Annotated in this window: 1 protein-coding gene; it reads right to left on the bottom strand. The window is 68.4% G+C overall.

Translation table 11 applies throughout. The annotated features are described in order from the left end of the window. Nucleotides 1-265: hypothetical protein (locus tag EXE44_RS17625; RefSeq protein WP_394348234.1), on the bottom strand; the 265-nt coding region annotated here is incomplete at its 3' end. Nucleotides 266-326 lie beyond the last annotated feature (61 nt).

Below are 326 nucleotides of genomic sequence, written 5' to 3'. Positions count from 1 at the left end.
CGACGAAGTGGTGAACCGGCATCGGGACGATCCCCAACACGGTCCCGGCACCGACCAGCGACCGCAGAACGAGCACGCCGACCGCGGCGCTGATCAGTCGGTACCGGCCGGTCCGGCGGCGTCGATACGCGACGAGACTCACGAGAAACAGCGCACCGGTTCCGATCCCGGCGCACGCGATGACGGCCAGCAGCACGGGCGACCCCTGGACGGTGAGTGGCACGAGCGCCGGGAGGACGACCCGCGAGATGAGCGATGCGATCACGACACCGGCCAGTATGCGTTGGGGGTGATAAGAAGACACGGGTGACGGTTCCCGGGCGAGT

It is taken from the genome of Halorubrum sp. SS7, from assembly GCF_005435055.1.
GTDB classification, from domain to species: domain Archaea; phylum Halobacteriota; class Halobacteria; order Halobacteriales; family Haloferacaceae; genus Halorubrum; species Halorubrum salinarum.
Note: the sequence above shows the minus strand (reverse complement) of the source record. Positions and strands in the feature narration are given on the sequence as shown.